20 protein-coding genes are annotated in these 25,381 nt (G+C 45.2%); 10 read left to right on the top strand and 10 right to left on the bottom strand.

Going from position 1 to position 25,381, the window contains the following annotated elements:
- Positions 1-17 precede the first annotated feature (17 nt).
- The 8 genes from pyrF to ACYRYG_RS10355 all read left to right on the top strand — a co-directional run bounded on the left by pyrF (position 18) and on the right by ACYRYG_RS10355 (position 10,825).
- Positions 18-845 (top strand): orotidine-5'-phosphate decarboxylase, encoded by an 828-nt coding sequence (gene pyrF / locus ACYRYG_RS10390; RefSeq protein ID WP_293418542.1) that lies wholly within the window; start codon positions 18-20, stop codon positions 843-845.
- Between the two features lie 22 nt (positions 846-867).
- On the top strand, positions 868-2,088 hold the full coding sequence (locus ACYRYG_RS10385; RefSeq protein ID WP_460198106.1) for an HD domain-containing protein: 1,221 nt from the start codon (positions 868-870) through the stop codon (positions 2,086-2,088).
- Positions 2,089-2,134: 46 nt separating this feature from the next.
- Positions 2,135-3,184, top strand: coding sequence for a UDP-3-O-(3-hydroxymyristoyl)glucosamine N-acyltransferase (lpxD, locus tag ACYRYG_RS10380; RefSeq protein ID WP_293418538.1), 1,050 nt, complete (start codon positions 2,135-2,137; stop codon positions 3,182-3,184).
- A gap of 41 nt (positions 3,185-3,225) precedes the next feature.
- Entirely contained in the window at positions 3,226-4,611 is a 1,386-nt protein-coding gene (locus ACYRYG_RS10375) for a bifunctional UDP-3-O-[3-hydroxymyristoyl] N-acetylglucosamine deacetylase/3-hydroxyacyl-ACP dehydratase (protein WP_293418536.1), read from the top strand.
- Between the two features lie 7 nt (positions 4,612-4,618).
- Positions 4,619-5,392 (top strand): acyl-ACP--UDP-N-acetylglucosamine O-acyltransferase, encoded by a 774-nt coding sequence (gene lpxA, locus ACYRYG_RS10370; RefSeq protein ID WP_293418534.1) that lies wholly within the window; start codon positions 4,619-4,621, stop codon positions 5,390-5,392.
- 99 nt (positions 5,393-5,491) lie between these two features.
- Positions 5,492-6,406: a tRNA (adenosine(37)-N6)-dimethylallyltransferase MiaA gene (gene miaA / locus ACYRYG_RS10365; RefSeq protein WP_460198104.1), complete on the top strand. Its 915-nt coding sequence runs from the start codon at positions 5,492-5,494 to the stop codon at positions 6,404-6,406.
- Positions 6,407-6,459: 53 nt separating this feature from the next.
- Positions 6,460-8,973, top strand: coding sequence for a transglycosylase domain-containing protein (locus ACYRYG_RS10360; protein ID WP_460198103.1), 2,514 nt, complete (start codon positions 6,460-6,462; stop codon positions 8,971-8,973).
- 7 nt (positions 8,974-8,980) lie between these two features.
- A complete protein-coding gene (locus ACYRYG_RS10355; RefSeq protein ID WP_460198101.1) occupies positions 8,981-10,825 on the top strand; it encodes an AAA family ATPase in 1,845 nt (614 codons plus the stop codon).
- Here the strand turns inward: ACYRYG_RS10355 and ACYRYG_RS10350 are convergent.
- The 10 genes from ACYRYG_RS10350 to ACYRYG_RS10305 form a co-directional block, all read right to left on the bottom strand.
- Positions 10,819-11,151, bottom strand: coding sequence for a cupin domain-containing protein (locus tag ACYRYG_RS10350; protein ID WP_293419291.1), 333 nt, complete (start codon positions 11,149-11,151; stop codon positions 10,819-10,821). The two genes, ACYRYG_RS10355 and ACYRYG_RS10350, sit on opposite strands and share 7 nt — an antisense overlap.
- A gap of 119 nt (positions 11,152-11,270) precedes the next feature.
- Complete coding sequence (locus ACYRYG_RS10345; protein ID WP_460198100.1) at positions 11,271-14,483, bottom strand: TonB-dependent receptor; 3,213 nt, start codon at positions 14,481-14,483, stop codon at positions 11,271-11,273.
- A gap of 435 nt (positions 14,484-14,918) precedes the next feature.
- Positions 14,919-16,118: a cell division FtsX domain-containing protein gene (locus ACYRYG_RS10340; protein WP_293419285.1), complete on the bottom strand. Its 1,200-nt coding sequence runs from the start codon at positions 16,116-16,118 to the stop codon at positions 14,919-14,921.
- A 32-nt stretch (positions 16,119-16,150) separates the two neighbouring features.
- Positions 16,151-16,798: an ATP-binding cassette domain-containing protein gene (locus tag ACYRYG_RS10335; RefSeq protein WP_293419283.1), complete on the bottom strand. Its 648-nt coding sequence runs from the start codon at positions 16,796-16,798 to the stop codon at positions 16,151-16,153.
- Between the two features lie 57 nt (positions 16,799-16,855).
- Positions 16,856-18,235 (bottom strand): DUF4836 family protein, encoded by a 1,380-nt coding sequence (locus ACYRYG_RS10330; protein ID WP_460198099.1) that lies wholly within the window; start codon positions 18,233-18,235, stop codon positions 16,856-16,858.
- Between the two features lie 55 nt (positions 18,236-18,290).
- Positions 18,291-19,025 carry an RsmE family RNA methyltransferase gene (locus ACYRYG_RS10325; protein ID WP_293419277.1) on the bottom strand — a complete coding sequence of 245 codons (735 nt, stop codon included), beginning with the start codon at positions 19,023-19,025 and terminating at the stop codon, positions 18,291-18,293.
- On the bottom strand, positions 19,022-19,594 hold the full coding sequence (locus tag ACYRYG_RS10320; RefSeq protein ID WP_293419274.1) for a bifunctional nuclease family protein: 573 nt from the start codon (positions 19,592-19,594) through the stop codon (positions 19,022-19,024). Before ACYRYG_RS10320 ends, ACYRYG_RS10325 begins: the two co-directional genes overlap by 4 nt.
- The gene (locus ACYRYG_RS10315) at positions 19,591-20,850 is read right to left on the bottom strand and encodes an MFS transporter (protein ID WP_460198097.1); all 1,260 of its coding nucleotides are present in this window, start codon (positions 20,848-20,850) and stop codon (positions 19,591-19,593) included. Before ACYRYG_RS10315 ends, ACYRYG_RS10320 begins: the two co-directional genes overlap by 4 nt.
- Before the next feature lie 277 nt (positions 20,851-21,127).
- Positions 21,128-21,751, bottom strand: coding sequence for a DUF3256 family protein (locus ACYRYG_RS10310; RefSeq protein WP_293419268.1), 624 nt, complete (start codon positions 21,749-21,751; stop codon positions 21,128-21,130).
- 81 nt (positions 21,752-21,832) lie between these two features.
- Complete coding sequence (locus ACYRYG_RS10305; protein ID WP_293419265.1) at positions 21,833-22,321, bottom strand: hypothetical protein; 489 nt, start codon at positions 22,319-22,321, stop codon at positions 21,833-21,835.
- 314 nt (positions 22,322-22,635) lie between these two features.
- Here ACYRYG_RS10305 and rlmD point away from each other — a divergent pair, with 314 nt between their 5' ends.
- Both rlmD and ACYRYG_RS10295 read left to right on the top strand, forming a co-directional pair.
- Complete coding sequence (rlmD, locus tag ACYRYG_RS10300; protein ID WP_293419262.1) at positions 22,636-24,108, top strand: 23S rRNA (uracil(1939)-C(5))-methyltransferase RlmD; 1,473 nt, start codon at positions 22,636-22,638, stop codon at positions 24,106-24,108.
- A 38-nt stretch (positions 24,109-24,146) separates the two neighbouring features.
- A complete protein-coding gene (locus ACYRYG_RS10295) occupies positions 24,147-25,289 on the top strand; it encodes a porin (protein ID WP_460198096.1) in 1,143 nt (380 codons plus the stop codon).
- The last annotated feature ends 92 nt before the right edge of the window (positions 25,290-25,381 follow it).

Here is a 25,381-nt window from a genome sequence, read left to right as displayed (position 1 = left end):
AAAAAGATAAATCGTAGATGAACAGACAACAACTGGTAGACCAGATCCGACAAAAAAGGAGTTTTCTATGTATCGGACTGGATACCGATATTCAGAAAATACCGGAGAGCCTTAGGGGAGAAGATGACCCGGTATTCACATTCAATAAGTCCATTATTGACGCTACAGCCCCTTACTGCATAGCCTATAAACCTAATATGGCTTTCTATGAGAGCATGGGACTCACAGGTATGAAGGCCTTTCTAAAGACCATAGAATACCTGAAAAAAAACTACCCCCATCATCTTGTCATTGCCGATGCAAAACGCGGAGATATTGGCAATACTTCTGCCATGTATGCACGTACTTTCTTTGAATATGATCATGTAGATGCCCTGACCGTCGCTCCTTATATGGGCGAAGACAGCATAAAGCCTTTTCTGACTTATCCAGGAAAATGGGTGATTCTCCTGGCGCTGACCAGTAATCCGGGCAGTCAGGACTTTCAACTGACAGAAGACAGGAAGGGAGAAAGACTCTTCGAAAAAGTCATCCGCAAGAGCCAGAACTGGGGGACACCGGACAACATGATGTATGTCGTGGGTGCCACTCAGGGAAAGATGTTCAGCGATATTCGTAAATGTGCACCGGAAAATTTTCTGCTGGTTCCAGGCATTGGGGCACAGGGAGGAGACCTTCAGGAGGTTTGTCGCTATGGTATGATCGCAGACTGTGGACTCATCGTCAATTCTTCCCGTGGAATCATTTATGCCGGTCATGGAACGGACTTTGACACTATGGCATCAAAGAAAGCCCGGATGCTGCAACAGCAGATGGCCATGGAACTGCAGAAAATCGGCCTGTGAACACAGAAAAAGCATTTATCTTTTGAACGATAGTAAAATCATCAATGATCCTGTCTTCGGATTTATCAAAATCCCTAAAGGATTACTCTATAATATTGTCAGCCATCCTCTGGTCCAACGCCTGACCCGCATCAAACAATTAGGTCTGGCCAGTGAGGTCTATCCCGGCGCACAACACACCCGGTTCCAGCATTCTATCGGGGCCTTCCATCTGATGAGCGAAGCCGTCCTTTCCCTGCAGCAGAAGGGTGTCTTCATCTTTGACAGTGAAGCCGAAGCGGTTGAGGCAGCTATCCTCCTGCATGATATTGGCCATGGCCCGTTTTCTCACGTCCTGGAAGGAACACTCATCCATGGGATCACCCATGAAGAGATTTCCCTCATGATGATGGAGCAGATCAACGCGGAAATGAATGGGGAACTGAATCTTGCTCTCAATATCTTTAAAGATCAATACCCCAAGCATTTCCTCCACCAGTTGATCAGCAGCCAGTTGGACATGGACCGTCTGGATTACCTCCGCCGTGACAGTTTTTTCACGGGAGTAACCGAAGGGAGCATCAACTCGGCAAGGATCATCAAGATGCTGAACGTTATTGATGACCATTTGGTTATCGAATCAAAAGGCATCTATTCCATAGAGAACTTCCTCACCTCCAGACGCTTGATGTACTGGCAGGTCTACCTCCACAAGACCGCCGTAGCCTGTGAGAAAGTACTGGTCAATTTATTGAAAAGGGCCAAATACCTGACGAGGGAAGGTGAAGACCTCTTTGCCCCACCCCAACTCAAATATTTTCTCAGTCGTCATGTTGACCGGAAAGTATTTCTCACAGACCCTGAAGCACTGGAAATGTATGAATTATTGGACGACACAGACATCTGGAGCAGCGTGAAAGTATGGATGCAAAGTCAAGACAAAATACTCGCCATGCTCGCCACCGATCTTATTGACCGTAACATCTTCAAAGTAGAAATACGGGAGCAGCCTATTTCCTTGGAAGAAATTCATTCTATCCAGACACATATCGCCAGGAAGGCCTCGGTCAGCTTTACAGATGCAAGCTATCTGCTCAGCGTCAATGCCATCCAAAAAGATATGTATGATGTGAATGATGACAAGATCACAATTCTCTATAAAGACGGGACTTGCAGAGATATTGCAGAAGCATCTGATTTACTGAATATTGCCTTGCTTTCCAAAAAAATTCGCAAATATTACTTATGTTATCAACGATTATGAATTAATTTTTCTACCTTTGCAACAATAAATCAATCTCATTGCCAAAATGGAATTTACTGCAAAACAAATTGCCACTTTTATTCAAGGCCGTATTGAAGGTGACGAAAACGTTACTGTAAATACGTTCGCTAAAATCGAAGAGGGCATTCCAAAAGCCATTTCTTTCTTGGCTAATCCAAAATATATTAATTATCTCTATCATACTCAATCCTCCATCGTACTTATTGACGACCAAATCAAATTAAGTCAAAAAGCCCCTGGAAACCTGACCATAATATGGGTAAACAATGCCCGTGATTGTGTGGCAAAATTATTACAACTTTACCAGTCCTCGATTCCCGAGAAGAAAGGTGTTGACTCCCTGGCCTTTATCTCTCCTAAGGCAAAAATCGGGAAAGAGGTATATATTGGAGCCTTTGCTTTCGTCGGTGAAGGAGCTGTCATCGGGGATGGCTGCGAGGTTTACCCCCATGCTTATGTTGGAGATGGAGTCCAAATAGGGAAAGACTGCAAAATTTATCCAAACGTAACCATTTACCAGGGTTGTAAACTCGGTAATCGTGTCACTCTTCATGCCGGATCGGTAATAGGAGCAGACGGTTTCGGATTTGCTCCGAATCCGAAAATGGACTGTTATGATAAAATTCCGCAAATAGGTATTGTGACCATAGAAGACGACGTCGAAATCGGTGCAAACACATGCGTTGACCGCTCAACGATGGGGAGCACCTATATCCGGAAGGGCGTCAAACTGGACAATCTGATCCAGATTGCCCATAATGATGATATTGGCGCCAATACCGTAATGTCTGCCCAGGTAGGTATCGCAGGGTCTACAAAAGTAGGAAAATGGTGCATGTTCGGAGGACAAGCAGGAATCACGGGGCATATCAAGATTGGCAATCAGGTCAAGGTAGGCGCACAAAGCGGTATCCCCGGTAATTTGAAAGATGGCCAGGAAATGATGGGGAGTTTGCCCATGCAGCCGTTCCGTTACTTCAGGGTTCAGGCGATCCTTCAGGAATTACCAGAACTCTATCAGCAGATCAAAGAACTTCGGCAAGAAGTAGATCAACTAAAAAAAGCGAAGGTATAAAACTTTCGCTTATTCCTTAAAGAGGTAAAATAGAAAATAGTATGTCCAAACAAAAAACACTAAAAGGAAGTTTCTCCCTTTTTGGTAAAGGCCTTCACACAGGACTGAATCTCACTGTAACTTTCAATCCTGCTCCTGAAAACAGCGGGTATAAAATCCAGCGCATTGATCTTAAAGATCATCCTATTATAGATGCCATTGCCGATAACGTTGTTGAGACTCAAAGAGGTACAGTGTTAGGTGAAGGCGATATACGCATAGGCACAATAGAACATGGCATGGCTGCCCTCTATGCCTTAGGCATAGACAACTGTCTGATACAAGTTAACGGACCGGAATTTCCTATTCTTGATGGTTCCGCTGCTATGTATGTAGAAAAAATACAGAAAGTAGGTATTGTCGATCAAAATGCAGAGAAAGATTTCTATATTATCCGTAAAAAGATAGAAGTAAAGGATGAAGAAAGTGGTTCAGTGGTCACCATTCTCCCCGATAATCAGTTCAGTATTACGGCGATGTGCTCCTTTCAGAGCAAATTTATCAACAGCCAGTTTGCTACACTGGACAATGTCCAGGATTTCCCAGCAGAAATAGCCCCTGCACGCACCTTTGTATTCGTCCGGGATATCGTTCCCTTGCTGGAAGCAAACCTGATTAAGGGAGGTGACCTTGACAATGCCATCGTCATCTATGAAGAAAAAGAATCTCAGGAAAAACTCGATAAACTCGCAGATGTTCTGAAAGTGCCACATATTGATGCGAACAAGATCGGCTATATACAGCACAAACCCTTGTTATGGGAAAATGAATGTACCCGTCATAAATTACTTGACATTATCGGCGATATGGCATTGATCGGAAAGCCGATCAAAGGACGTATCATAGCTACACGTCCCGGACACACGATCAACAACAAGTTTGCCCGGCTGATGCGCAGAGAAATTCACAGGCATGAAATACAAGCACCTATCTATAATCCAAACGAGGCACCGGTCATGGACAATGTACGGATCCGCCAACTGCTGCCACACCGCTATCCCATGCAATTAGTGGACAAGATTATTGATATGGGCCCCACAAGCATTATCGGAATCAAAAACGTAACCGCCAACGAACCGTTCTTCCAGGGCCATTTCCCCAAAGAACCGGTCATGCCAGGTGTCCTTCAGATTGAAGCCATGGCACAATGCGGTGGTTTGCTGGTGCTCAATCAACTCAAGGATCCAGAATGCTGGTCCACTTATTTTGTAAAAATCGATGACGTAAAATTCCGACAAAAGGTAGTACCGGGAGATACCCTCCTTTTCCGTGTAGAACTTCTTTATCCTGTCCGTCATGGTATAAGCTCCATGAAAGGATATATGTTTGTCGGTGACCGTGTTGTCTCAGAAGCAACTTTCACTGCACAAATCGTAAAGAATAAATAAATAGATAATGTCAAATAATATCAGTCCGTTAGCTTATATTGATCCGGAAGCGAAAATAGGCGAAGACAACACGATCGGCCCTTTCTGCTATATCGATCGGAATACAGTTATCGGAGATGGAAATATTCTGAGGAATAGTGTCACCATTAATGATGGTGCCCGTATTGGGAACGGCAATGAGTTTTTCCCGGGTACGAGTATCTCCACAAAGCCGCAGGATCTCAAGTATAAAGGTGAACCAACCCTCTGTTTTCTAGGTGACGGTAATAGCGTTAGGGAGAATGTAACCATTTCAAGGGGAACAGCATCAAAAGGAATGACGAAAGTGGGTGACCATAACTTGCTTATGGAGAATATGCATATCGCACATGATTGTTTTTTCGGAAGTAACCTGATTATCGGAAATTCTACTAAATTTGGTGGAGAAGTACACTGTGATGACAATGCCATCATCAGCGCCGAAGTGCTTTGCCATCAGTTCTGTCATATCGGCTCATACGTCATGATCCAGGGAGGGAGCCGTTTCTCCCAGGATGTCCCCCCCTATATCATCGCAGGAAAAGAGCCGATCCGGTATGCAGGCATCAATCTGGTGGGACTTCGCCGCCATGGGTTCAGCAATGAACTGATCGAACTGATACACAACGCTTATCGCTATATTTACTTAAGTCCCACTCGCAAAGAGGGGATCCAAAAGATTCACGAAAATCTCCAGATCACACCGGAGATACAGTATATCATTGATTTCGTCCAGAATTCAAAACGTGGAATTATCAAGTAATTCCAGCAAAAGATAAGAAAAGGAGAATGAGATCTGGAATGTCAACGTTCAGGAACTCATTCTCCTTTTCAATGCCTTAAAATCATCACCCGCTACGATATGGCAAAAACTTTAATTGTCATCTTAGGGCCGACAGGGGTAGGAAAGACTGAATTATGCCTGGATATAGCCTCTCATCTTCATATCCCGATTATCAATGCCGACAGCAGACAAATTTTCAAGGAACTGCCGATAGGTACAGCCGCACCTACCATTGAGCAACAACACCGTGTCAAACACTATTTCGTAGGAAATCACCATATCAAAGAATACTATTCGGCATCCATGTACGAACAAGACGTGATGGCTCTTCTGAACGATCTTTTCAAACAAGGGGATGTCGCCTTACTTACCGGAGGATCTATGCTTTATATAGATGCGGTCTGTAAGGGCATTGACGATATTCCTACCGTTGACCCTGCCACACGTGCCCTGATGATGCAACGATTGAGCACGGAAGGCCTGCCTGCACTTGTGGATGAATTACGCCATCGTGACCCTGAACACTGGGCCATCGTGGATAGAAAAAATCCACGACGCGTCATTCATGCCTTGGAGATCTGCAGGATGACGGGGCGTACCTACACCTCATTCCGCCATCATACACCCAAAGTGCGCCCTTTTCATATACTTAAAATAGGACTGAACCGCGACAGGAACCTGCTCTATGAACGAATCAACGGCCGTGTTCTTGAAATGATGGATACGGGACTGGAACAGGAAGCCAGAAGGGTCTATCCTCAAAGGGGACTGACAGCCTTGAACACTGTAGGATATAAAGAGCTCTTCGACTATTTTGACGGAGCCATAGATCTGAAAGAGGCTGTCCGGAGAATTCAATCAAATACGCGCCGGTATATGCGGAAACAACTCACCTGGTTCAAGCACGACCAGCAAATTCATTGGATGAATCCCGATAACATTAAAGAAATCATAAATTATATAGACGAGAGCATGGCTTTAACAAATAAATAGGTACATTTGCAATCATAAATTACTCAAAAAGCAAACAAAACAGGCAATAAATTATGAAGAAAATAGGCAAATTGATCAACTGGACTTGGCAGAAGATACGTACCTTCTGGCCGTGGTACAAGGGACTCTATAAGGGAAGGCGATGGTATACCAAGACGGGCATTGTCATCGCTTCCTGCATTATCGTCTTCTTCCTCTATTTAGGGGCCGTTGACATCAACTTTCTTTGGCTTTTTGGCAAATCACCGGGTTATCTGTCCGGCATCATGAACCCTCCGGTCAACGAGGCTTCGGAAATTTATAGTGCGGATGGTGTGCTGATCGGAAAATATTTCAATCAAAACCGTACACCTGTTAAATACAACGAGATCAATCCTGCTTTTTTCAGAGGATTGATCGATACTGAGGATGTGCGGTTCTACCATCATTTCGGTATTGACCCCATCGGTGTTTTCTCGGCTATGAAAGATGCCATCTTTCATCATGACAGCCGCGGTGCCTCAACGATCACTCAGCAACTGGCAAAGAATATGTTCCGCGTCCGCTCCCAATACTCCACCGGACTGGTAGGTCTCATCCCGGGACTCAGGATCCTCGTGGTCAAAAGCAAGGAATGGATTATTGCTACAAAATTGGAAACCGTGTACAGCAAGAAAGAGATCTTGACCATGTATGCCAACACCGTAGACTTCGGTTCCAATGCGTATGGCATCAAAACGGCTGCGAAGACCTACTTCAATACAACACCTAAGGATCTTACGACAGAACAGGCTGCCCTGCTTGTAGGAATGCTGAAAGCCACGTCTTACTATAACCCCCGTACAAATCCTAAAAACAGTATTGCCCGCCGTAATACCGTACTTGCAAATATGGTAGAATATGGTGATCTGAGCAAGACCGCTTTCGATTCAATCTCCAGGATACCTATCAAACTGAACTTCAAGGTAGAAGAGAACTATGACGGCCAGGCGAAGTATTTCCGGGAGGCTGTAGCCCAATACCTGAAAAACTGGTGTGAAGAGAACGGATACGATCTGTATACAAGTGGATTAAAGATCTATACGACTATTGACACGCGTATGCAGAGGTATGCAGAGGACGCTGCCGTAAAACAGATGAAAAGCATCCAGCAGGATTTCAAGAGTCAATGGGGCAATAATGATCCATGGATCGATGAAAACGGACATGTCATTCCGGGATTCATCGAGGGGGTAGCTGAAAAGCAGCCGGTCTATAAATACCTCTGCCAGAAATACCATAACAACCTGGACTCTGTAACTTATTACCTGAATAAACCTCATCCTGTAAAACTTTTCGACTATGAAAAGGGAACAATAGAGAAAAATATTTCCACCATGGACTCTATCAGATATATGGTTCATTTTATGCATTGTGCCATGGTAGCCATGGAGCCGCAGACCGGATATGTAAAGGCATGGGTAGGTGACATTGATTTTAACCACTGGAAATATGATAAAGTAACGGCAGAAAGACAACCGGGTTCCACCTTCAAGCTATTCGTTTACACGGAAGCGATGAACCAGGGCTTGACCCCTTGTGACAAGCGCAGGGATGAGTTTATCTCCATGCAGGTCTATGATAAGAAAAAACACATGGAGGTTACCTGGCAGCCCACCAACGCGAATGGACATTTTTCAGGAGACTCTATTCCGCTGAAGAGTGCCTTTGCACAGAGTATCAATTCCATCGCAGTCAGAATTGGTCAGGAAATGGGTATCAAGCGAATTATCGCTACCGCACAGGCTATGGGTATCAAAAGTCCGCTCGACGACGAACCTTCACTGGCTTTAGGGTCAAGTGATGTCAATCTGTTGGAACTGACCAATGCCTATAGCGTGATCCCTAATGAAGGGAAGCACCATGACCCGGTTCTCGTAACCAGGATTCTGGACCATAAGGGTAAGGAAGTTTACGTGGGACCCACTGATGATAACCAGGTCATCCCTTATAAAAGCGCTTATCTGATGCAACAGATGCTGATGAGCGGGCTCACGGATCCAGGCGGCACCTCCTCTAGACTACGGGCTTACATTGATAAATTCAGGGATACTAGTTTTGGAGGGAAGACAGGAACGACGAACAATCACTCTGATGCATGGTATGAGGCTGTCACTCCTAATCTGGTCGTCGGCGCATGGGTAGGAGGAGAATACCGATGTATCCACTTCCGGTCAGGGGCCTTGGGACAAGGATCACGAACGGCCCTGCCGATATGCGGAACCTTCCTGAAGTCTGTCTTGAATGACCCTCGCTTCAGGAAATACCATGCTAAATTCCCGAAACCGGATGAAGAAGATATTACCAAGAGCATGTATACTTGCGCAAGCTACTATAAAGCTCCTGCTGTAAAGAAGACAAGTACGAAATCAGACAGTACCAACTCATCTGCAGATCAGGAAATTCAATTTGATGAAAATGGAAATCCGGTTGCACCGGCTAACGGAAATGCCACTGAGCAGCCTGAAAACAACAACGCTCCTAACAATAACGGCAAAGGCGGCAAGCGGCATCAAGGTGAAGAGCCTGTCAATCTGAATAATCTCTGATCCTTCCATGATCCATCAAAGAAAGGAGAATAAAATAAAAAATATTCAACAAGCTAAAGAACGCATAGAAGAAAAAATTGATCTCAATAATCTGGAGTTGCAGCAAGCACTCCAGATTATTCAATTTACGCACCGGTCTCTCTTCCTCACAGGAAAAGCGGGAACAGGTAAGTCAACCTTCTTGCGTTATATCGCAGCAAAGACAAAGAAAAAACATGTCATCCTGGCTCCTACTGGCATTGCAGCAATTAATGCCGGAGGTTCCACAATGCATAGTTTCTTCAAACTCCCCTTTTATCCCCTACTCCCCGATGATTGCAGATATTCCATCCGGAATATCCGGAAGACCTTAAAATATAATTCTGAAAAGATCCAACTCCTTAAGAGTCTGGAACTGATCATCATTGACGAGATCAGTATGGTGCGGGCTGACATTATGGACTTCATAGATAAAGTCCTGCGCGTATACTGCCACAATATGCGGGAACCCTTCGGAGGGAAACAACTGCTTCTTGTCGGAGACATCTACCAACTTGAACCCGTCGTAAAAGAAGATGACCGCAAACTGTTATCTCCTTACTATCCTTCCAGCTATTTCTTTGATGCCAGAGTGTTCCAGCAATTCCAGTTGGTAAGCATTGAATTGAAAAGAGTATACCGTCAGAAAGATCCTGTGTTCATTCATATCCTTGACCATATCCGCACCTCACAGGTAAACAGTGAAGACCTGGATACCCTTAACCAACGCGTAGGAGCGAAGTTGGACGAAGACCATAGCCAACTGTCCATAACGCTGTCTACTCGCAGGGACACCGTTGACCAGATCAATCAAAAGCACCTCGAAGAACTGTCAGGACAACCCGTTCTCTTTCGTGGAAGTGTAGAAGGAGAATTTCCTGACAACAGCCTTCCTACACCTGTAGAATTATCCTTGAAGCCAGGGGCACAAATCATTTTCATCAAGAATGACATCAATCATCAGTGGGTGAACGGAACACTGGGAACGGTCACAGGATATGACAATATCAAAGAAAATCCTCAGGACGCCCTGATCTATATCACAACAGAAAAGGGAGAGGAAGTCTCCGTGGAGCAAACTGCCTGGAGCAATATCCGTTATCATTTCGATGAAACGGAAAAGAAAATTGAGGAAGAAGAAATAGGAAGGTATATCCAGTATCCCATCCGTCTGGCATGGGCGATAACCGTTCATAAAAGTCAGGGGTTAACCTTCAACCAAGTCAAGATAGATTTTACCGGTGGAGTATTTGCCTGCGGCCAGACCTATGTTGCCCTCTCACGCTGCACTTCATTGCAGGGGATCAGTCTGAAAGAGCCCATCCGCAGGGATGAAGTTTTCGTGCATAATGAGGTCAGGCAATTTGCCAGGAATTACAATAACAGGAATATTATCCAGACAGCTCTTGCACAAAGTAAAGCTGACCAGGAATATGCCCAAGCGCTGCAAGCCTTTGAACGAGGTGATATGCAGGCGGCCATTGATCATTTCTTCGTGGCCATCCACAGCCGTTATGATATTGAACAACCTGCCGCCAAACGACTAATTCGCCGTGAGCTGAATGTGATCAACCAACTCCGTGAAGAAAACGAACAGTTGAAGGAAGACTGGAAGGAAAAGGAAAACTACCTGAAGAAATTATCCACGGAATATGTCCTTTTAGGAAAAGAATGTGAAACTGAAAAGATATACGACGCTGCCGCAAAGAACTATCAGAAAGCCTTGACACTCTATCCCGGTCACCCGGTAGCCAGGCGCCGTCTGCAACAACTTCAAGACAGTGGCCGCGTGCCCGTCACCCCTATTCTGCCAGATAACGCCCCTGATCAGTGATGTTCCGGAACGATGGCATAGTATACCAGGTCATGGTCGGTAAGGTTCTCCATGTAATGAGAATGGCCCATCGGACAATAATGCACCTGACCCTCGCGAGCCACCTCTACCTTCCCGTCAAAATGGAAGGTTGCTACCCCACTAATCACAAAAATAATCTCACAGTTCCCTTCATGGGTATGTAGGCCGGTAGAAGCCCCGGGACGAAGGGTCGAATACATGATCTTCACTTTATCATCCACGTAATTACGTGTATCTAACTCGCCCTTACCTCCCTTGAAGTTTTGAATATGGGCTTCCTTGATCTGATCAAAATCTATAATCATAAATATATCTGTTAATCTGAAGTAAAAACAAGGACAAAGATAACAAAAAAATTGGAATATCCCCTCCAGGAGATACCCCAATTTTTTTATTCTTGTCTGCTTTTACAGCAGCACTGTCCTTAGAATGTTACACGAAGGCCGATCTGCATGTGCCAGCGGCTGGAATAGTCACTGATTGCAGGAGTCTCGCCCACGAAGGTATAAGAAGGAGTCGCAATCTTCGATGTCTTATCAAAAGCGACATTTTGCACCTGAAGGATATTCGCATTCCACAAACTGGAATAGAACTTACCCCAGTGCTTATTGATCATATTGCTGACATTGAGAATATCAAATACCAGAGACACCTTGCTCCCACGCTCTTTCAAGTAGAAGAAATCCTGGGCAAAATGGAAATCGAAATGATTTTCAAAGGGAGCAGTAATAGAGTTGCGCTTTGCATACTGGCCACGATGGTCTTTGGCATACTTATTACTCTCTATCCAATCTTCAAACTCCTTCCGGTTCTGTTCGGCTGTCGTTGTCACATTGCCCTTGGAATCTTTCGTATCCACGAAATTCATCTGGGCAAGTTCATCCTGTGTAGGAATGTACAGCAAGGAGTTGCCCCGGCTATAGTCACCGTTGAAGGAAGAACTCGAAGCATCTGACATGGTAAGACTGTAACGCTGTCCGCTGAAGCCATTATAAGTCAACGTAAAATGAGACTGGAAACGGCCGTTTCCATAGCGAGGGGTATTATAAGTAGCTTCCACCAGAACATTATGAGGAATGTCAAACATTGAATAAGCCAGTGCCTCATGATTAGGATCAGTACTGTAACAATAGCCCCAGTTGGAACTGGCAACAGATGAAGTACCATCATTCACGGAATAGGAATGCCCGAAGGTGTAACTGGCCATCAGGTCAAGGCCGAAGGCAAAGTTCTTCTCTAACTTTGCACTGAGACTGTAACTATGTCCTTGATTAGTATTCTTCATATTAATGATGGAATTGACACTATAGGTTCCACTCCCATCAGCAAGATTGCTGGAACGAACACTGGAATAGTAGACCGTCGCAGAATTCTTCACCCCCGGAACAGCATAAACGGTTCCATTAGGCTGAAGGGCTAGATTTTCAAAGAAAACAGCATTCAAAGAACGAGAGTACAAAGCCTCCAATGTCATCTTAATGCCGAAAGGCAGTTCTTGCTCCCAGGCCAGGTTCGTACGGAAGGCCTGCGGGAAACGGAATTTATGATCAACAGTAACAATATCAGGCGTAGCAGCGCTGGCTTTATCAGAATTCAATGCATCCATAGGATCCTTGTTACCATATTCAGAAAATTTCGGTGCTTTAGTTCCAGCTTTATCATTTGTGTACAGCGTACCACCCTTCATCTCCATACCGGTATTGGCCCACGCATTCTCTATCCAGACAAAAGGAGCCCGTCCGTTGAATATTCCTGCACCGCCACGCAGCAAACTGCTATGGCTGTCGTTGAGATACCAGCGGAACCCAAGGCGTGGAGAAGCGGCAATCATCGTAGCCGGACGGCGGCCTACACGTACTCCATCGTTTCCGGCCCAGTCTACAGTCTGATTAAAGGTTGTATTCCAGGTAGGATGGTTGAAATAGAACGGCGCATCAAAACGCAGACCGTATGTCAACTGGAAGCGTGTGGACAAATCCACCTTGTCCTGAGCATAAATGCCAAAGATCCCTGCCTTAAAAGGAGTCTTCCACTGTGTCGTACCGGTCAGCGTCGGATCTGAATACTTATAGACAAAACTGTCTGGATTCTGATCATTCAAGAACTGATCGACCGTTGAATAGACATATTCTCCGAATGCAGCCTGGATGAAACCATTCTTCATGTCATAATACTCATCATGAGTACCCAGCGTAAAGGTGTGATTCTTATAATAGATAGAGAGGTTGTCTTCTAATGTCCAGTTATTCTGGTTCAGCATGTTCACGCCGGAAGAATATTCTGTTCCCATACTGACCTTAGGAGAAGCGTTGATATAAATCGTAGGACCCTTATAACTTATATCACGATGGTCACGGACAAAGGTTGCACCGAAACGAAGTTCGTTATAAAGGTTATCATTAATATGGGAATTCAACTCAGCCACCAGGGAATGAGTAGTATTCTTCATCCGGTAACCTGAACCGTTGAAGATAAATGAAGTGGCACCGATCCCAAAGTTATCATCGTAGGAGAAATTACCCTGATAGCGGAATGACAAAGTGCTCTTACTATTGATATTCCAGTCCAGACGTCCTAAAACAGACGTTCCTTCCTGATTGATATTGCGCTTGTTATAGGTCTCCTGTATCCCCGTCACATCATAATACTTGTCAGCCATCGCCTTTGCCCTGGCAGTCGTCATGAAATAACCCGGAGCGCCGGCATAAAACTGTGAGGGATAGGAGTGCTTGCGATATTCCAGCGAAGTAAAGAAGAACAATTTATCCTTGATGATCGGGCCACCGAAGGTAAAGCCATAGGTCTGTGTGGTCTCATTCGTCAATTTCTGTTCCTTATCATAGTATGGGCTCCAGTGGCTATACATGTTCTCATTCGTATAGTAGCTGAATGCAGTCCCCGTAAATTTATTCGTACCGGATTTAGTAATCGCATTGATAGCACCTCCTGTGAATCCGCTCTGGCGAATATCAAAAGGAGAGGCCACAACCTGTATCTGTTCGATCGCATCCATAGAGATCGGGTTAGCATTGGTCTGGCCGCCATTCGTTCCCGTAGAAGAAAGGCCGAAAACATCATTGGCCACTACACCGTCTATCTGGAAGGAATTATACCGGTTGTTCGTTCCTGCAATAGAAATGCCCCCATGCCTGTTGACATTTACCAGTGGAGAGAGCTTGGCCACATCATAGATATTACGATCAATGGTCGGCGCATCTTCGATCTGCTGTTGGGAGAAATTGGAAGAAGCGCCATAGCCTCCTCTTCCCGCCTTTCCCGTAACGGTAACCTCACCGAGCGTCTGAGCATCTTCTTGTAAATCTACATTGAGAACTTCTGGCTCACCAAGAGCCAGACTAATGTTCTTTCTGGTCTCTTTCTTGTAACCGATATAGTTAATCGTCACCGTGTAAGGGCCACCTACACGCATACCCTGGATGGTGTACCGTCCATCGGCATTGGTCACTGCATGATACCGCGTTCCGGACGGTTCGTGAATAGCAGTCACGACAGCACCGACGACATTTTCACCATTTGAAACAACCTTTCCGTCTAAACTTGAAGTTGTCACCTGGGCCATTACTGTTGCACTGAAAAACAACAGAAGAGCCATTAGAAAATGCAATCTTTTTTGCATAACTTAAACTAAAAATGATTAATAATATTTAGGGGAGTCTCCCTTTTTCTAAGTACTCTGCAAATTTAATTAAAAAAGATCATAACTTTGTTACAAAATGATGAAAAAGTAAGAAAAGAACTCCGAAAAAGCAGAATTCATGATTTTGATCAATTCCTGAGGATGCTTTCTGACAGCGATAATAAGAGGACCAAAATGACCGGTTTGAAGGGCTTTCTGACACTTTGTTCCTTCCACTGCCTGAAGGATGCATTATGCAAAGATTTTTACATAATCATGTATCTTTTCAAACCACCAGATAACATTTTGACAGGATTTACGGAAAAGTCTCACAAACCATTACATTTGTGAGACTTCCAAACTTGAGGGGTAGTCCTCGCTGCCACCTCAGGTCATCCTGCTATGACATCATACGTTGTCACCATAAGCAGATCCTTAATCCTTCCTGTACCAGATTCTCATGATCTTCCTTCGGATTGCGATGATGTTAAGAACTGAAACGAGGACGAACAGGCATAATCCTACAATAATCGTGGGCAGGAGGTTACCGTCATTCAACTCGGGGAAAAGGGTCTCCAGAATATTCATGTAATATCCCCGGATAAAGAAAATAGCAATCCATGCCAGAAGCAGCACGCCGACATTCAGACCAATCGTCAGAAACTGGTATGGCCTGGCGACACTCTTCGGACTATACCCGATCAACAGCAGGTTCTCTAACTTTGAAGAATTCTTCTGTACCAGCAGATAAATGCTCAACATCAGGATATAAAAACTCAAGACTGAAATAACCAGTCCTACGATCATGACCATGGAGACCATCATCTTCAGAAAATAAGTCGTCTTTTCCTCATTCAGTTTGTCATCTTCGATCTCATAGCCTTTGTGACCTAAGTATTTTCCGATACTTTCATCCGCAGGGTTCCCTACTTTCATGATCAGACGAGTAGGCTGACTATGATTGAACGGAGCATATCGGGGATTACTCCAGTCCATGAAACTCTGAGGTACCAAGATGGTATTCAATCTGCTGGAAAATCCGATCACCTTACCTTGAAACTGGTCATTATGCCCATTGCCCTGAATGAACATCTTGAAGTCAATCATCCCCGCAAGTCCATCACTGATCTTCGGCAGAGCATGATTCTGGGCAAAACCGAAATTATACATCGTAATATAAGCCCGAGGGATAATGATCGGAACGACCTTGGCACCAGGATGGTATTGCCAGTTCTTCAGGGAAACATCGACAAAACCATCGGGAACGGACTCTATAGGTATCTCAGAATTCAACACATTGGTACCATTCACCCCCATGGAGGCATTCACCTTATATTCTGTAGGAGTAAATTTCCCTACTCTCCTGGCGAATTTCTGGGCAGAAAGATCAGCGATCTCACTCTGGTTGAAAGTATTTGAACTCCCGTTAATCGTATTTGCCGTACTGATCTTCTTATTGACAATCATGAAATCAGCACTCATAAAACTGTCCTGGGAGGTGAAGATAGGAATTACATCATGATAAAACTGAAAACCAAGCAATACAATAAGCATACCGAAGAGATTGGCGAAGAAGAAGCCTACAAACTGGGGGACGCTGATATGTTGTTTCAGTAATTTCCAAACTAAATTCATTGTTCAAACAATTTAAATATCGGATAAAAGAATCATAAACGGAATGTTTTCTCGTAAGGCAGATCCATCTGCTTACCGATACTGGTCACGATGACCCCTGCTCCCTGCTTTTTCGCTTCTGCCATCATAATATTACCCATAATACAGGAATTATGATCATCCAGGTGAGAGATAGGCTCATCAGCCAGAATAAAGTCAAATGGCTGGACCAGAGCACGTATCATGGCTACCCGCTGCTGCTGGCCGAAAGACATCCTGCCGATCTTGGCATCCAATTTATCTCCAATGCCGAGTTGGTCAAACCAGTCTACAATCTCTTCCCGTGATTTTAAGCCCGTGAGACTGTTTTTGATCATCACGTTCTCCATGGCCGTAAGCTCCGGGAAAAGGCGCAGCTCCTGAAAGAGATGTGAGATATGGAATGTCCTGATTTTTACCCAGTCGGGGACTTCATAGGTATGGGAGTCCGTACCATCAAATAGGACACTGCCGGAATAGTCATGGCGATAGCCGATAATATAACTGCAAAATGTACTCTTGCCCTTTCCACTATCCGCCTCAACGAGATAAAGGTGTCCCTTCTCAAAGGTTACGTCTGTATTCCAAATATCAGAATGCAACTGATCAGCCTGAGAGGAAAAAACCTGGGGGATGACCGAACTTAACTGAATTTTGTTCATTACTTTAATGTATAAACAACCAACTATTTTTCACTATAAAACATAAATGATATTTCTTTATTTCATGGTATAGACAATTGAATTGACCTTCCCGAACAACGGACTGAGAAAACCTGTAAAGACAGAGAGCGCATCTGACTTCTTATCCTTTCCGGAATTCACGAGGTTGATGATCATCACCATCTTTTTCCCTATAATGAATCTTTGTAATGGAACCGGGATAGGTCTCGGGCTCTTCCTTATGGAACTCTCAGCCAGCTCGGCACTGCTGCCACTATAGAATTGCAGGTCATCGGAAGCCCCGAAGTAGAAGGCCGTCTTCTTGTCCGTATAATAATAGGCATTCTTATGCCAGTTTGAAATTTTCCCGCCTTTGGGTACACTCTGCTTCCAATAGCCCACATCAGCCAACCAGTCACTGTTGGCCAGTTTGGCACCCCACATGATCTGCAAACTGTTGTCACTCATGCCGGGAAGGATGATATTCATATCCCCGTTAACACTATTCATGATACTATTGACATCGATCGCCTCATTCACGCCGGCAAGAAGAGCAGTCAGTCCGCGGTTATTCTGCATCAACGGCAAGAACTGATGTCCATCCACATTCATGAACACCCCAGCCATTGCATCTGCTGGCATGGTCAGGGCATACCGGCCCGTGATGGGACGGTACACCTTCACCGCCTTTTTCAAGGCTGCATCCACTCCTTGATTAAGGGAGAAAGTCGTGCCATGGAACAACAGGACATTCCCTTTCTTCATAATATCCGCGGCGATCAGCACTTGCGTAGCATCCGTCCCGCGGGGGGCTCCGATAGTAAACGGTGCAACGAGTTTCTGTGGTAATGACTGGGCCTGGGCGACCATTGCCATGGGCGTAGCCATGGTATCCAAACGGTCAAAAAGAGGACTGCTCTTGATGCCGTCATCTTCGTCCTCCTTCAGGTAAGTTGCCATTTGCTGCATCATCTCAGCCTGTGCGCTCACTGCCACCGGTCCCATGACCAGTATGGCATGGCGGGAAAATCCCAACACCCATGCACTCTTGAAGACGGTAAACTGCAATCCCCGGTGCTCACTGAGCTGCTGGCATATTCCCTTATGGGAGAGTTGCTGAAGCCAACTCTCCAAATCATCCTCGTCCTTTACTTTGGCACAAAGACCGAGATTACCGTCCTGCGACTCGAAAAAATACATCTTATGAGCCACATCAATACCGCAATCAGAAATGTCCTTCACATGCAGGATAGACTTCAGGACTGTATTTTCATCCTTCCCTGGGGATTTTTCCGCTATCTTCTGCATATCCAGGGAAATGAGGGCCGTACTCTCACCGGGTATGGCATTCAGATAATCATTCCCCGAACAGGAAGTGAATAACACAATTACACCTGAAAATAAAAGGCATAAACGTGAAGTTAACAATTTGAGCATTTGCATTTTCTCACCAATTAAATTATTCAAGTATCTATCAGGGGTGTAATAAAAATTACTGACATCTGTTCACAAGATTCGACAACATAACCGCATACAGTCCTGCTGTCTCCGTCCGCAGGCGACTTGACCCCAGGGTTACGGACTCATAGCCATGCTTCATGGCCAACTTTACCTCATCGATGGAGAAATCTCCTTCAGGCCCCACCAGCACAGTTACTTCTGCATCCTGGCGATCAAGCACGGAACGCTGAAGTTCTGTATAAAAATCTTTCTGTGGGATCTCCGGATAGCAATGACAGATAAACTTCCGTCCACGGCGGGGAGCGATAACAAAATCCTCGAAACGGACGATCTGATGCAAGACCGGCTTCCATGGCTTCCGGCTCTGTTTCATAGCCGAAATGATGATCTTGTCCAGACGGACAGTACGCATGACCTTCCGTTCGGAAAACTTACAATTGAGGAAGGAAAGTTCATCAAACCCGATTTCCGTAGCTTTCTCTGCCATCCATTCGATACGATCCATCACTTTTGTCGGAGCGATGGCAAGATGTATATGTCCCATCCACCTGTGCCTCTGAGGCAGTTTTTCCTGAACTTTGTAAAGGCAGCGCCTGGTAGCTGCCAGGGTGATCTCCGCACGATAAAAGTTTCCCACACCGTCCATCAGGAATATCTCGTCCCCGCTCTTGAGACGCAACACACGCATGGCATGCATCGCTTCGTCAAAGGGCAACTCTTTCAGAGAGCCGGCATCAGGAACATAAAAAAATCGGTCTTCTTTCATGATTTCTGTTCCTTCATCGGATGCTGCCTGTTCTTCCGACGCCTCATCTCATCACGCAATAAGGACGCCAGTTCATAATTTTCTTCCTTCACAGCTTTATCCAATGCACTTTGCAACATCTGATCGCTGATGATATTTATCGGCAATGACATACCGGAAGACTGGGGATGATAGGCCACCCCTTGTCGTCTCATCAACTCCGCATCAGCATAGACGGGAATTTTGCCGATGACAGACAGCAGGATCGCATCACTGGCCCGCATGGGTATTTCTTCAAGTGTATCCTGATTCATCAGAAAAGCACTATACTCACCGTCAATAATATCATTGATATCTATTTCAAAAGTTATTTCGCTCTGATTGTGGATTACCCCCCACAATACTTCAGGCAGTAACCGGTCAACACCGGATACAGGTTGAGTACGCAAGGCAAACTGATACATCATCTGCTTGTCACACGTCACCACCAGTTCCCTCGTCTCATCTTCATTCAACAGGGTCAGCAATCCTATATCACTGGAACCCACGATCTCTGAAACGCCACCGAAATGAACTTGAATTTTCTTCATGCCACAACACCCTCCTTCTTGGGACGGAATATCAACGCAAAGGATACTGCTACAACCAAGGCGTAACCGGCAAAAATAAGCCAGCAAGACCGCCAGTCGGTGCTTGCCATCCCGGCCTTCATTACCGTATGCGCATTCACGACGGCCTGGGCAGATAATGTCCCCACGGTAGCCCCAATCCCATTCGTCATCAGCATAAACAACCCCTGGGCACTGGAACGGAGCTTCGGATCAGTTGACTGATCGACAAACAGTGAACCGGAAATATTGAAAAAATCAAAGGCAACACCATATACGATCATGGACAGGATAAACATCCACACCCCTGATCCGGGATTGCCGAAACCAAACAGGCCGAAACGGAAAACCCAGGCAAACATAGCCATCAGCATGACATTCTTGATGCCGTAATGCTTCATGAAAAAAGGGATGAGGAGGATGCAACAGGTCTCACTCACCTGAGAAAGCGAGATCAGGATATTCGCATGATTGACACCAAAAGTGTTGGAATACTCAGGAATATCCTTAAAACTGGTGATAAAAGGATTAGCAAAACCATTCGTGATCTGTAAACTTACCCCCAGCAACATGGAGAATATAAAGAAGATTGCCATTTTCTTCTTCCTGAATAAGGCAAAAGCCCGCAAGCCAAAAGCATCCACCATAGACTTCTTCTCCTCTCCGTTATGGGTATCACAACGGGGCAGGGTAAAGGTATAGAAGAACAAGATGATGCTGCAAATGCCGGAAGCGATAAACTGATTCTGATTCGGCTGAAAGCCAAGGATGTCGACCATCCACATCATGAAGATAAATCCTATCGTCCCGAAGACACGTATGGGGGGAAAATCCTTCACGGTATCCATACCGGCTTTCGTCAACGCATTATAGGCCACGGAATTGCTTAGGGCAAGAGTAGGCATATAAAAAGCTACGCTGATCGTATAGAGGAAGAACAAAATACCAAACTGGATATTGGACTGTTGTGAAAAAGCATAATAAGCAGCGGCAAACATGAACAATCCGGCAAAAAGATGGCAAAAGCCCAACAACCGTTGCGCCTGTACCCAGCGATCGGCAATAATCCCCATCAATGCCGGCATAAAAATGGAAACAATTCCCTGCACCGCATAAAACCAACCGATTTCAGAACCCAAGCCGATATTCACCAAATAAGTCCCCATTGAAGTCAGGTAAGCTCCCCAGGCAGCAAATTCAAGGAAATTCATCGCGGCTAAGCGTATCTTTAAATTCATTTCGACATAGAATTGATAATTATTGCAAAGATAAAGACTTTTATTGAGAACAGACAGAAATCACTGAAGATTTTTTCTGTTCAGGAAGAAACCTCATTTCCTGCCAATTCTTTCTTTTATCCATAGGTCAAATAAGGGCAAAAAAAAATTGATTGTCTCACGACAACCAATCTTTTATTAACCTTAATAATCTAATACCATGAAAAACACAGTGCAAAAGTACAACAATTTCCTTTATATGCAAGTTTTTGACATAAAGAATTGCTATACTTTAATATTACTTAAACCTTTCATTCTGCCAATTAAGTTTCTTTTGCACAAGGATGGATTCTACTGCTTTCCTTTCCGTCGAACCTACCAGCGGAGCAGCCAAACTCAGGACCATAGAATCATCACCGGGAGAAAGTTTTGCAGAAATCAGATAGGGTTCAATCATTGCCCTAAGGTTGTCAAAACGCTCTACTGACATGGTATCAGGCCGGAAGATAAAATCTTCCGGTTTCACATCCGGCAGTCTGTCTTTCGAAGCAAGGGCATGCCAGGATGAATCATAGAACCGGATATCACTCTCCTTTGAGGGGGCACTGAACGTTCTGACAAGACAAAGGATGGAATCTCCATTTTCACGGGGAAGCAATTTCATCTCCAGCGTCGTCGAAAGATTTAAAGTCAGATGAACATAATCATTTGTCAAGGTATCCATCTCACAATTGCCATTCAGCAGGTTCTTCACATCCGCCTTCACTTTCATATCGGCAAAATCTACAAACTCCTGCCTCAGGTTGGCATTTAAATAAGGTATGATGGAATCTGGCATGGCAAGCCACATTTTCCTTGCCGACTGGGCAGGAACCTGAAGCGAAAGAAGCCCTGCAAACAGAATTAAAAAAAGTCTTTTCATATTCACCATCTATTCTTTTTAGTCAAAATTATCTTCTCTCTGCATTCCTGCACGTTCCCCATGCACCCTTCCCGGCAGCGCTCATGCGCCCGGGTGTGCATAAGAAAAAGCACCATACCGGAGCTGACACGTCCAACGTCTCTCCTGAGGAGCGACAAATACGGTAAACAGGTCATCCAGTCCTACAGGGGCACATCCTCCTTTATAAAAAGGTGTGCCGCCCTCTTCTTCATCATAGCTTACCGAATATACTTTGCCCAGACGTTCTGCAAGGATTTTCATCTCCCGGATGGCCTGGCCCTTACTCGGGCAAAACTTATAAAAACGGGCTTGATTGAAATAGCTTAAAGTATCAACATATTGGAAGTCCAGTTCTATTCTGTCAAATTTTATCCCTTGGAAAGTTTTATCCGTATAGAGGATCGAAGCCGAGTCAGATGCCTCTGGACTCCCCCAAAGCCGCTGGAAATCTTCAAGGGCAGTAACGTAAGAGGTTCCGAATCTCACCTGGTCCACTCCGGCCCCTCCCGCCGTCACCGGATTTTCCATCTGCGCATGAACGTTCAGCATACAAAGGATAAATACAACTATTGATAATCCGGTTTTAAGTTTCAAAGAATTCTGATACATGATGCGCAAAGGTAGAAAATAAAAAGGAGGCAACCAAAAAAGTGGCCTCTTATTTTAGGGCTATTTTTCATTCCTCCGTATCCCTTCTTCCTCCCCTGCGGCCAGACAGGAACCAACTCCTGTTCTCACCCTTTCCAGGAAACATTTTTCAAAGAGACACCGGTCTTTTTATTCCTGAAAAGAAGGGAAGAAAGGGAAGATACTTGCTCAATTACAGTTTATTTCTTACCTTTGCGACAAAATTTTATTAAGTTATGGCAAAGAAAAAGGTCTTACCTCTCCTCGAAGGGGTAACCATTGAAAAGGTAGCAGCAGAAGGAAAATGCTTGTTTCACGATCAGGAAAAAGTCATCTTCGTTCCCTTCTGTGTCCCCGGTGATATTGCAGATGTTCAGATCACAAGGAAAAAGCACAACTTCTGTGAAGGTAGGATCGTCAGGTTCCTGCATTACAGTGCCGTACGGGAAAAACCCTTTTGCACGCACTTCGGCATCTGCGGAGGTTGCAAATGGCAGAACCTCCCCTACCCTGAACAATTAAAGGCCAAGCAGCAGCAGGTCCTTGACCAACTTACGAAAATAGGAAAGATCCAACTCCCTGAGTTCCGGACCATTATCGGTTCAGAAAAGACAAGGGAATACCGTAACAAACTCGAATTCGGTTGTGCCAACAAGCGATGGTACACCAAAGAGGAATTAGACCAGCTCCCTAAAGATGACCATGCCGACGAGAATGGCCACACAGCACTCCAGATCAGGCGCTCCAGCCAACAGGATAATTGTATCGGTTTTCATATCACAGGCGCTTTCGATAAGATCTACCCGATAGAGAAATGCTGGCTGATGGATGACCTGCACAATGCGATCCGCAATGAAATACGGGACTATGCCTTTTCCACCGGGATGACTTTCTTCGATGTACGGGCCCAACACGGATTGTTAAGAAATATCATGTTCCGGAATTCCAATACCGGAGAATGGATGGTATTGATCCAGTTCCATTATGACCAGCCTGATGACCAGCCGAAAGCGAAAGCTCTCCTGCAGCATATCGCAGACCATTTCCCTCAGATCACCTCTCTCCTTTACGTCAACAATCAGAAATGTAATGACACCATCGGGGATCTCGACATCCAGGTGTTCAAGGGCAAGGATCATATTTTTGAAAAGATGGAAGGGCTCACCTTCAAAGTCGGTCCAAAAAGTTTTTACCAGACAAATACTGAACAGGCCTATCGCCTCTACAGCGTCGCAAGAGAATTTGCCGGACTCACAGGGAAAGAAACGGTCTACGACCTTTATACCGGAACGGGGACCATTGCCAATTTCGTCGCCGGGAGTGCCCGTAAGGTCATTGGCATCGAATATGTTCCGGAGGCAATCGAAAATGCCAAGGAGAACAGTTCTATCAATGGCATAGACAATACCTGTTTCTTCGCAGGAGATATGAAAGACATCCTCACGGACCAGTTTGTCCGGACACACGGACACCCGGAGGTCATCATCACGGATCCTCCCAGGGCAGGCATGCATCCGGAGGTCATCAAGGTGATCCTCAATGCTGAACCGGAGCGCATCGTCTATGTCAGTTGTAACCCTGCCACCCAGGCCCGTGACTTGTCAGTTCTTGACCCCGTCTATCGGGTAGTGGAAGTGCAGCCGGTGGACATGTTCCCCCATACTCCTCACGTGGAGAACGTGGTCCTGCTCGAGAAGAGAGAAAAATAGCATTGCTTTCAAATCTAACTATAACCATTTATACATTTATGACAAATTTCAAAAGAGGATTATTCCTCACTTTCGCTGCTGTCCTTTTCAGCACCACACACGCACAGACCAAATTGCCAGACTGGATGAACAGTATAAAATTATCCGGATATGGAATGACGCAGTATCAGTACAGTGGCCAAGAAGGAGCTAAAGCCAATTCTTTTAACCTGCGACTGGGCAGGATCATGCTCGACGGACGGATCATGAATGACTTTTTCTGGAGAGTCCAACTCCAGATCAACGGCAACACCTCTACCCTGGGAAGTTCTCCAAGACTGGTTGATCTGTTTACGGAATGGCAGAAATACGATTTTCTCCGCATCAAGATAGGACAATTTAAACGCCCATTTACTTTTGAGAATCCGATGAATCCGATCGACCAGGGGTTCATGAGTTACAGCCAGGCCGTCGAGAAACTGGCAGGATTCTCTGACCGTGATGGAGAACATAGTTCCAACGGAAGGGACATCGGACTGCAGGTGCAGGGAGATTTCCTGAAGAATGCTGCTGGCAGGAATTTATTACATTACCAAGTAGGAATCTTCAATGGCCAGGGTATTAATGTCAAGGACGTAGACCAACAGAAAGACATCATAGGCGGTATCTGGGTGATGCCTGTTCCCGGCATGCGTCTGGGCACGTTCGGCTGGACCGGCAGCTATGCCCGCAAGGGCACCTGGACTACCACCAGCGCGCAAGGCCAGGAGATTCAGCATGACGGGGTAAGAAGTCTTCAGCAGCGCAGGTACGCTTTCTCTGCCGAATATCTCTTCAATGACTGGACCTTACGTTCTGAATTTGTCCATTCCACCGGCCAGGCCTTTGCCAAGGCCTTAAGTAACACCAATGACAACACGTCTGGCGACTGCACGATCTCAGATGAGGGGAGCCAGGCACAAAGTGTCTATGCATTGGTCATCGCCCCGATTATTCAGAAACGCCTTCACGCTAAAGCCCGCTATGACATGTATCAGCCAACGGGTGATGCTTCCAGGATGAGATCCCAGTATGAAGTAGGATTAGACTATGAATTTGATCACAATTTCGAGATCAATGGCGAATACGCCATGGTCAATGACCGAAGTCTGAAAAAGGAGAACTACTCTATCGTGGATGTAGAAGTGGACTTCCGGTTCTGAATGAAGAAGGATGGAGGAAAGCAATCCATCCCGACACGCCACAAAATGATAAGCGGGGATATTTCTGATCAGAAATATCCCCGCTTACAGAT

The organism is Segatella asaccharophila, from assembly GCF_054687055.1.
This window is presented reverse-complemented; position numbering and strand designations above follow the sequence as displayed.